Source organism: uncultured Campylobacter sp., assembly GCF_937973075.1.
GTDB lineage: Bacteria > Campylobacterota > Campylobacteria > Campylobacterales > Campylobacteraceae > Campylobacter_B.
Window position 1 is genome coordinate 87,731 of the sequence record NZ_CALBWL010000034.1, and the last position, 8,780, is coordinate 96,510.

Consider the following 8,780-nt stretch of genomic DNA (forward strand, 5'->3'; position numbering starts at 1 on the left):
CCCTCCTTAAAATTGCTCTTTTTTGAGCTTGTCGAGGAAGTCCTCGATATTGTATTTGGCGCGGTAAGCCTCGCTGATGAGATGGACTATGATGTCGCCGAGATCGACGACGCTCCACTCATCGCCGCTTTCGATAGCCAAAAACTCCTCCCCAAGCGGCTTAAGCACGCTTTTTAGCTCCTCGATGAGCGAGGCTGCGTGGCGGGCGGTCAGCATAGTGGCGATAACTACGAATTTCGCGATATATTCGCGCCCCTCCATATCGATGATCTGGACGTCTTCGGCTTTCTTTTCGTTTAAAATTTCGGCGATCTTTTCCGCCCTTTGCTTTGGATCTTGCATATCTTTCCTTTTATAAAATTTTATGACCTCTGCTGCGATCTTGGGCGGGATTTCGCCTTTGAAATCTCGCCTAAAACCGCTTGAGCTCGCATCTACGGCAATCTCGATCCGCTTTAGGTCCGCCCACTGCCGCGGGATCTCGTAGCCGGGCCTCGTAAGCACGACAAACTCCGCTAATTTTTGCAGCTCGCTAAAATCGCGCCATTTATGAAGCTCGGCTAGGTTGTCGGCGCCCACGACGATGTAGAGCTTTGGTGCTGTGTCTGTATGGTTCGCGCTGTTTGCTTTGCTTGCTTCATCTGCACTACTCACATCGCTCGCGTCATCCGCATCATTTACGCTGCCTGTGTCACCTGCGCTATTTGAGCTGCTACCCGCGAAATTTGCGTTGCCTGCGTCGGCCATGCAATTCGCATTGCCGCTTGAAATTTCGCTTGCAACGGAGCTTGAAATTACGCTTGTATTTGTGATTTCGCTCGCGTCTGCGCTTAAAATTTTATTCGCGCTTAAAATTTCGTTCCGGACAGCGCTCGGAATTTTGCTAGTACTCGAAATTTCGCCCCCGACGGAGTTTGAAATTTCTCTCATGCCGATGTCGGACACTTTGCTTGCGACGACGCTTGAAATTTTATCTGCACTTAAAATTTTGCTTACGTCGTTTGCACCGCCCGCATTACTTTTACAGCCGCCCGAAATTCCACTCACCGTGCTTTGCGAAATCCCCTTTGTTTCACTTCCATCGCAGATCAAAATTTCATCTGCCACGCTGCCTTGCAGAATTTTGTTTTTTGCGTTGTCAGAGATACTTACTCTATCCGTATTAACGGCGGTGCAGGCATCGTCGCTTGAAATTTTAGCTATGCCGCACGACAAAGCCCCGTCCGTCTTCTTGGGTAAAATTTCGTCTGCATTGCCAGGAGTATAAGCACCGGCAGAAATTTTATTCGCGATATTTGCGCCGTTAGGTAGAGCCTTATCCGCTATGGCCGCTTGAGTTTTGCTCGCCGAGGCTGCCGTTTCCGCCGCGATTTTGCCGCTTGCGCCATATTTTTCGAGCAGAAATTTCACGCTTTGTATCGTGGGTACCGAGCGGTTTTGCGAAATTTCATAATCGCTTACCTCCACGCCCGGGGTGTCGCTCCACAGCGCGCGGCACCATCTAAGCCGCAGCTGCGGAGGCGCCGAAAAGCTCTTTTTAAACGGGTTTAGAAACGACGGCATTGTGATCAGCAAATCGGGCTTTAGGCTTGATAAGATCGCCTTTACCGCGGCGGCGTGTCCTGCGTGCGGCGGATCGAAACTACCGCCGAAAAGCGCGATCTTCACGCGCCCGCTCCGCGCCGTTTCATGCCGCAAAATTTCTCGCACTTCGCCGCAAATTCTGTGGCATAAAATTTTTTGCGGCGTAATCTTGTTTTATGAAATTTCACGCCGTAAAATTCTGCTTCGTCAAATTTTGTTGCAAAAAATCCTGCGTTTTGCAGCGCGATAAATTTAAAGGGCGCAGCGGCGCAAAGACTAGGACTGCGTCGTAGCCCTTTTGCGGCGGCAAATTTTAAAAGCGCACCATCGCGGAATTTTATCTCGTCGAATTTCGCTGCGTTAAATTTCATTTTAAGCTTTAAATTTAGCGTCTGGAACTTCATCTCGTGAAATTTCGCGCCGTGAAATTTAGCTGCATAAAATTTCGCAATGCAAGCTGAAAAGCCCGTCTCGCGCAATTCTGCTTTGTAAAATTTGACGCCGCGTGCCATAAATTTTGATTTGCATAATTCCGCGCTACGAAAGTTCGCTCTTAAAAATTCCGTTCTGCAGGCCGTAAAATTTGCACCATTAAATTTCTCGTCGTGAAATTTAAAATGCGAGTGCCGTGATTGCCGAATTTGTCGCGTATGACGAAGCGTTTCATTGCAAAATTTAAAATCGCGAAACTCGGCATCGCGCACCCTGGGCTCTGTGCCGTAAAATTTCGTGCTACCAAATTTTGTTGCAAAAAATCCCGCGTTTTGCGGCGCGAAAAATTTAACGCTGTGCTTTTTGAATTTTTCCGCGCAAAACCCTGCGGGGGCGAAGCGGGCGTTAGAATTTGGGCTTTTGTAAGGCTTTCGCACGGGCCGCCTACATATATTTTTCTAAAACGCGCGGGATTTCGATGTTGCCGTCTTTGCGCTGGTAGTTTTCCATCACCGCGATCAGCGTGCGGCCGACCGCGAGCGAGGAGCCGTTTAGCGTGTGAACCAGGCTATTTTTCTTGCCGTCTTTGAAGCGGATCTTGGCTCTGCGCGCCTGAAAATCGCGGCAGTTGCTGATCGAGCTGATCTCTCGGTATTGGTTCTGCCCCGGCAGCCAAACCTCCAAATCCACGGTTTTTGCGGCGCTAAAGCCCAGATCGCCGCTGCAAAGCAGCATGTGTCTGTGCGGAAGGCCAAGGCTGCTTAACAGATCGCTCGCGCACGAAATCATCTCCTCAAGCATCTTTGCGCTATCCTCTGGGCGCGTGATGGCGACGAGCTCGACTTTTTCGAACTGATGCTGGCGGATCATGCCGCGCGTATCGCGCCCCGCCGAGCCCGCTTCCTTGCGAAAGCAGTGGCTGTAACTGGTGAGCTTGATCGGCAGCTCCTCGCTGCGTAAAATTTCATCGTTGAAGAGATTTGTCGCCGTAACCTCGCTCGTAGGGATGAGGTAGAGGTTTTGCTCCTCGTCGTCAACGCGGTAGAGGTCGTCTTTAAATTTGGGCAGCTGACCCGTACCGTAGAGGATCTGATCGCGCACCAAAAACGGCATATTTACGAGCTCGAAGCCGCGCGAGTTGTTAAATTCGATCATATAATTGATGAGAGCCATATTCAGTTTTGCGCCCAGCCCGCGGATCGCGGTGAAGCGACTGCCGCTGAGTTTAACGCCGCGCTCGAAATCAAGCCATCTCAGCGCCTCGCCGAGATCGAAGTGCTGCTTGGGCGCGAAGTCGAACGTGCGCGGCTGCAGCACCTTTTTGATACAGACGTTTTCGTTCTCGTCCGCACCGATCGGCACGTCGTCGTCGATGATATTCGGCACGCACGCGGCGATCGCTTCTAGGCTCTGCTCGCGCTCGTTTACTAGCTCGCTTAGGTTTTGGATCTTTTGCTTGTTTTCCTCAAGCTGCGATTTTAGCGCGCCTACGTCCTTGCCCTCGCGTGCGGCGAGGCCGAGCTCCTTGCTCTTTGCGTTTTGCACAGCTTGAAGATTCTCTAACTCCGTCTTTTTAGATTTTAGCTCGTTGTAGGCATCTAGTAGCGTTTGCAGGGTTTGCGGCGGGACTTTTTTGGCGATGAGTTTTTTATTAAATTCGTCGAAATTCGTCTCGATAAGTTTTAAATTTATCATTTTCTGCCTCTTTTTGGTAATTTAAATTGCGACATTTTAACCAAAGTTTGCTTTAAATACTCAAAATAAACCCACATTTAAGCAATACGGATGAAAAAAAGTGATACAATTCCGTAATATTTTATTATGAAAGGTATTACATGAAGGCAAAATTTGCTTTTTTAGGAATTTTCGCGGCGAGCCTTGCGTTCGCACATTTCGGCGTTCTTACGACGGATAAAAATGTAGTAGAGAATCAAAAAGACGCTACTTTAAAGCTAAATTTGGAATTCTCCCATCCGTTTTTACAGGAGTCTATGAATCTACAAAAGCCCTCAGAATTCGGCGTTTTTATTGATGGCGAGAAAAAATCGCTCCTAAGCAGCCTAAAAGAGCAGAAAAAGGGTGAAAATTCCTATTTTGCGGCGGAATTTAAAGCTGACAAGCCATCACTTTTAGCGTTTTATTTCGATCCGAAACCCTATGCCGAGCCGGCCGAGCGCAAGATGATTCGCCATATCACCAAAACCTATGTCGATGCTTACGGCGCGGGCGAAGGCTGGGATAAGCCGCTCGGGCTAGAGGCGGAGATCGTGCCGCTAGTGCGGCCTTATGCGCTGTATGCGGGCGAGATATTTAGCGGAGTTTTTTTACTGCACGGAAAGCCCGTCCCGGGCGCGGACGTGGAGATCGAGCTATATAACGATAAAGGCTACAAAGCCCCTAGCGAGGCGCATGTCACGCAGGTCGTTAAAACTAACGGCGCAGGCGAGTTTAGCTTCGTGATGCCGGTTGCCGGCTGGTGGGGCTTTGCGGCTCTTAGCGAAGAGGAAGCTGCCAAAGGAAGCGAGCAGCCCGTAAATGAGCTGGGCGCCGTGCTTTGGATCAAAGCAGACGAGCTGAAAAAATAACGGAGCGGCTCGGTGAGATCTCTTTTTTCGGGCGAAATTTGCGTCGCTGCGGATAAATTTAAATTTACGCTTAGGCAGGGCTTTGAAATTTTATTTTCGCACGTTTTGCTTTTGAGCGTAGAATTTCCAGCGAATTCTGCGGCTAAAATTTTACGGGGCAGAATTTTGTTGTTTTGCACCCGCGCGCAGTCTGAGTCTCGGGGTTTGGTTAAAGATTTACGGAGCAGAATTTCGCCGAGTAAAATTTTAAGTAACGAAGCTCTGCTGTGTAAAATTTTGCTCGGTAGAAATCCGTTCTTAGGAGCTTCGAGCCGTAAAATTTCATATCCGTGGATTTATGAGCGTAAAATACCCGCGCGCAAAATTTCGCTTTTTGAAATTTTGCAAACCCTGCCTTTTAAAATTTCGCAGGTCCTATTTTACCGCACAAGCATCGTATCAAGATCGCTCGGAGCTTTAAATTTTGCATCGCGAAATCCACTTGCCGCTCCTGCAAATGTAGCAAGCGAAAATTCTTGCGCCATGCAAGCCGTAAAATTTATCAAATTTACCGGTTCCGCAAACGGTTTTGAGACCGCTCCGAGTCTTGCGCTGACAGCTGCCGCAAACAGGACGCAAGCCGCAAATTTTGCCGCGACTAAAGCCGTAAAAGCAAGGCCTGTAGCAATCAAGGCAATTATCGCAAAGGTCGCAAATGCCTTAAATTTAACTAGCTCCCGCGTTTTTGCGCGTCTAAAAAACGGGAGCGATTTAAAGGAGGCGAGTCATGCACATTAGCGAAGGAGTTTTGAGTGCGCCCGTGCTGCTAGCTGGCTGGGCGGTTACGGCGCCTGCCGTGGCGGCGATTTTATGGCGCGTAAGGCAGTCTGAAATCCCGAGGATCGCATGTTTTAGCGCGCTGTTTTTCGTCGCATCTTTCGTGCACCTGCCCGTGGGCGTCAGCTCCATGCATTTGATGCTAAGCGGGCTCGTGGGCGCGTTTTTGGGCTCGCGCGCGATCTTGGCGATTTTCGTCGCGCTGTTTTTGCAAGGGGTATTTTTCGGCTTCGGAGGGCTTAGCGTGCTCGGCGTAAATACCGCAGTCATCGGCTTTCCGGCGGTTTTGGGCGGGCTCTTTGCCGCCGCCGCAAAAGCGCAAGAGCTAAAAGCGCGCATGCAAAAAATTTATCTATTTTTGGCGGGTTTCGTGCCGATTGTTTGCTCGATGCTACTTCTTGATCTCGTGCTTTTCATCAGCGGACGGGAGTTTTTTGCTATCGCGACGCTTATCTCGCTCGAAGGTGCGATCCTGGCTGTTTTAGAAGGGATCATCACACTTTTTGCGCTTAGCTTTATTACGAAATTTTACGGCGGACAGAGGCGATGAGAGCACTATTGTTATTAACGGTTTTGACCTCCTTTGCATTTTCGCATGCGCTTCATCTTTTCGCGACGCAAGAGGGCGATAGAGTGGAGATTTATAGCTATTTTTATAAAAATTCTCCCTGCATGGAATGCGAAGTTTTAATCAGTGCGGATGGGCGCGAAATTTTACGCACTAGGACCGATAAAGAGGGACTTGCGAGCATAAAGATCCCGGCTAAAAATTTTACTATTCAAATTTACGGAGGTGCAGGGCACGGCGCGCAGATGGAATTTAGCGCCGAGAACTTTGTGCCGCAGAATTCCGGTGATCCTGAAAATTCCACGTCACAAAATTCTAACGTTTCTGAAAATCCTATGCCGCAAAATTTAGGCGACGCTAAAAATTCCGCAGCTAAAGACAGCGCGTCCGAAAATATTGCGCCGAAAGGCAGTGTGTCTAAAGATAAAATTTCAAGCGCTTCAAAGCCTTTGCAAAATTCCGCCTCGCAAAGCATCTTGCCAAAAGAAAGCCCTAAGGGCGATATTAGGAGCCTGGCGTTTCAAAACCAGTCCGCCGAGGCGCCTAAAATCGCGCTTTGTTTGGCCTTGATTTTCGGCTTTTTTGGCTTAATGTGGCTAGCGAAAAGAGCGCGCAAATGAGCCCCGCCGTATCACTGCTCGCGTTTTTTATCTTCAGCTTCGGCGTCGGACTTAGCGGGCAGCTTTATGCGACGTTTTTTGCCCCGCCGCTACTTCTTTTTGCGCTTAAAATTCCGATTGCGCGCGCGGTTTGCACAAGGCTTGCAGTATTAAATATCTTTGCTATTTTAAGCGCGTTAAGCCCCGCCATAGTCGGCAACTACGAGCTTGCGGGCGTGATATTTTTACGCGCGAATTTGATAATGGCGTTTGCAATTTTGCTATTTTACGGCAAAGACGAATATTTTTTCGCGCGCGGATTTTACGGGCTCGGGCTCGGCGAAAAGCTAAGCTCTTTGGTGTATTGCTGTGGGCGATTCGTAAATTTTTTACGCTCGGATCTGGCGAGACTGCAAGCACTTTTGCGGATGCGCGGATTTGTAGGGACGAGCGGAATTTTCACCTATAAAATTTATGCGAATTTGATCGGGATTTTAGCGATTTCGGCACTTGAGCAAGCAAGAAATTTAAGCCTGGTGATGAGCGCGCGAGGATTTTGCGGTAGGCTATTTTACGAACGTCGCGAGGGCTTGAGCATCTCGGAGGCCTCGTTTTTGGCGTTCGTGCTGGCGTGCGTATCTGTTAAAATCGGAGCTATCTTATGAGCTGTTCGCTTAAGGCGCTGGATTTAAGCGCTAAAAACGGCGAGCGAGAAATTTTTCGCGGCGTAAATTTGAGCGTAGGGCATAAGGAAAAAGTGGCGATCTTGGGCGCGAACGGGCAGGGCAAGACGAGCCTGCTTCAAATTTTAGGCGGCCTAAGGCAATGGGGCGAGGGCGAAATCGAACTTTTCGGCGAGAAGCTCGAGTGCGCGGAGGATTTTGCAAAATTTCGCCACGAGATCGGGTTTTTGTTTCAAAACAGCGACGATCAATTTTTGTGCGCGAGCGTGTTTGAGGACGTCGCATTTAGCCTGCGTGCGCAAAATGAGCGGTTAAAACGAGCGCGAAATGCGGAGCTAAGGCGTGGAATTTTTTCTAAATTTTTTAGCCGTAAGGCGCAAATTTTAAGGCAGGGCAGCGAAAACGACCATCTAAAAAAGCTTGAAATTTTAGGCGAAGAGCAGATCGAGCGTAAGGTGCTGGAGACGCTACGGCGTTTAGGCATCGAACATCTGCGCGAGCGGGTGCCCTTTCATCTAAGCGGCGGCGAGAAAAAGCTGGTGGCGCTTGCGGGCGCGTTGGTGTGCGAGCCTAGGATACTACTGCTGGACGAGCCTACGACGGCGCTTGATGAGGCGATGCAGGAGCGTGTGGCGGGGATTTTGGCGGAGCTTGACGTAAGCGAGATCATCGTTTCGCACGATAAAAACTTCATCGATAAAATCGCGGATAAAATCTATTATTTGAAATCAGACGGGCTGTATGAAAGCCTATGATAAAATCATAGATAAATTTATCGTTTAAAATCAGGGAGCTTGTACAAGTCCATAATGGCGACCCTTGCGGGATTTGAACCACGCGTTTTCGCACTGAGAATGCAACGTCCTGAGCCACTAGACGAAAAGGTCAAGAAGTCGCATTATAGCGACAAAAACAAAATTTTAGATAAAATACCTAAATTGGCTACAAGCTCTTAAAGGTTATTAATGACGCCATAATGCTAAAATATATAAAATATTCACGGTTTGTAAAACACTATTTCGTTAATTTCTCAACTTCGCATTTTTCATAAATTTCGCTATTTTCGCCTTTTGTTACGATCCTATGCAGGTCGGAGATTAGAAATTTTAAACTCTCTTTTGCGTGAATACAAAATCTCCTATCCAAAGAATCAATCGTATTGCCTGCTTTTTCGTTTGCCGCACTTATCGGACAGCCGCCGCCACAAATGCCAAGAGCTTCACATTCTTGACATTCATCCTTTTCGGGCGGCGAGAGATGGCGAAATCTTTGCCAAATTTCATTGGTCGTCGGATTAAAATTTTCATCCAAAACATTTGTTACAAAATATTTTCTATCATACAAGCAGCCTTGGCAAATTCCCACATCTCCGTTTGCCGCAATTACAATCTGCCCGCCGCTTGTGGCTGCACAATCCGAAAAATAAACGCTTGATTTTGCAAAGGATTTTACCTTTCTCATCATTCTATCTTCATAAATTCCAAGTTTTCTCAACTCTAGAAATTCATCAATA

10 protein-coding genes and 1 tRNA gene are annotated in these 8,780 nt (G+C 48.3%); 6 read left to right on the forward strand and 5 right to left on the reverse strand.

Annotated features, from left to right (window positions below; translation table 11 throughout):
* Positions 1 to 6: 6 nt before the first annotated feature.
* From rsfS to serS, 3 genes are read right to left on the reverse strand one after another with little or no spacing between them, the layout of a single operon-like run.
* Positions 7 to 1,668 carry a ribosome silencing factor gene (rsfS, locus tag Q0274_RS04700; protein WP_298028048.1) on the reverse strand — a complete coding sequence of 554 codons (1,662 nt, stop codon included), beginning with the start codon at positions 1,666 to 1,668 and terminating at the stop codon, positions 7 to 9.
* Positions 1,665 to 2,453 carry a hypothetical protein gene (locus Q0274_RS04705; RefSeq protein ID WP_298028050.1) on the reverse strand — a complete coding sequence of 263 codons (789 nt, stop codon included), beginning with the start codon at positions 2,451 to 2,453 and terminating at the stop codon, positions 1,665 to 1,667. Before Q0274_RS04705 ends, rsfS begins: the two co-directional genes overlap by 4 nt.
* 7 nt (positions 2,454 to 2,460) lie before the next feature.
* Complete coding sequence (gene serS, locus Q0274_RS04710; protein WP_298028051.1) at positions 2,461 to 3,711, reverse strand: serine--tRNA ligase; 1,251 nt, start codon at positions 3,709 to 3,711, stop codon at positions 2,461 to 2,463.
* 140 nt (positions 3,712 to 3,851) lie between these two features.
* On the opposite strand from serS, the gene Q0274_RS04715 reads away from it, so the two are divergent.
* From Q0274_RS04715 to Q0274_RS04740, 6 genes are read left to right on the forward strand one after another with little or no spacing between them, the layout of a single operon-like run.
* Positions 3,852 to 4,601 carry a DUF4198 domain-containing protein gene (locus tag Q0274_RS04715; RefSeq protein ID WP_298028053.1) on the forward strand — a complete coding sequence of 250 codons (750 nt, stop codon included), beginning with the start codon at positions 3,852 to 3,854 and terminating at the stop codon, positions 4,599 to 4,601.
* Positions 4,602 to 4,613: 12 nt separating this feature from the next.
* Positions 4,614 to 5,378 (forward strand): hypothetical protein, encoded by a 765-nt coding sequence (locus tag Q0274_RS04720; RefSeq protein ID WP_298028054.1) that lies wholly within the window; start codon positions 4,614 to 4,616, stop codon positions 5,376 to 5,378.
* Entirely contained in the window at positions 5,368 to 5,967 is a 600-nt protein-coding gene (cbiM, locus tag Q0274_RS04725; RefSeq protein WP_298028055.1) for a cobalt transporter CbiM, read from the forward strand. The genes Q0274_RS04720 and cbiM overlap by 11 nt, the downstream gene beginning before the upstream one ends.
* Positions 5,964 to 6,605: a hypothetical protein gene (locus Q0274_RS04730; protein ID WP_298028057.1), complete on the forward strand. Its 642-nt coding sequence runs from the start codon at positions 5,964 to 5,966 to the stop codon at positions 6,603 to 6,605. Before cbiM ends, Q0274_RS04730 begins: the two co-directional genes overlap by 4 nt.
* Positions 6,602 to 7,249 carry an energy-coupling factor transporter transmembrane component T gene (locus tag Q0274_RS04735; protein WP_298028060.1) on the forward strand — a complete coding sequence of 216 codons (648 nt, stop codon included), beginning with the start codon at positions 6,602 to 6,604 and terminating at the stop codon, positions 7,247 to 7,249. The genes Q0274_RS04730 and Q0274_RS04735 overlap by 4 nt, the downstream gene beginning before the upstream one ends.
* On the forward strand, positions 7,246 to 8,022 hold the full coding sequence (locus tag Q0274_RS04740; RefSeq protein ID WP_298028061.1) for an energy-coupling factor ABC transporter ATP-binding protein: 777 nt from the start codon (positions 7,246 to 7,248) through the stop codon (positions 8,020 to 8,022). Before Q0274_RS04735 ends, Q0274_RS04740 begins: the two co-directional genes overlap by 4 nt.
* A gap of 55 nt (positions 8,023 to 8,077) precedes the next feature.
* Here the strand turns inward: Q0274_RS04740 and Q0274_RS04745 are convergent.
* Together Q0274_RS04745 and Q0274_RS04750 are read right to left on the reverse strand one after the other, a co-directional pair.
* Positions 8,078 to 8,154 (reverse strand) — tRNA-Glu (locus Q0274_RS04745).
* Positions 8,155 to 8,281: 127 nt separating this feature from the next.
* On the reverse strand, positions 8,282 to 8,780 hold a 499-nt coding region (locus Q0274_RS04750), incomplete at its 5' end, for an SPASM domain-containing protein (RefSeq protein ID WP_298028064.1).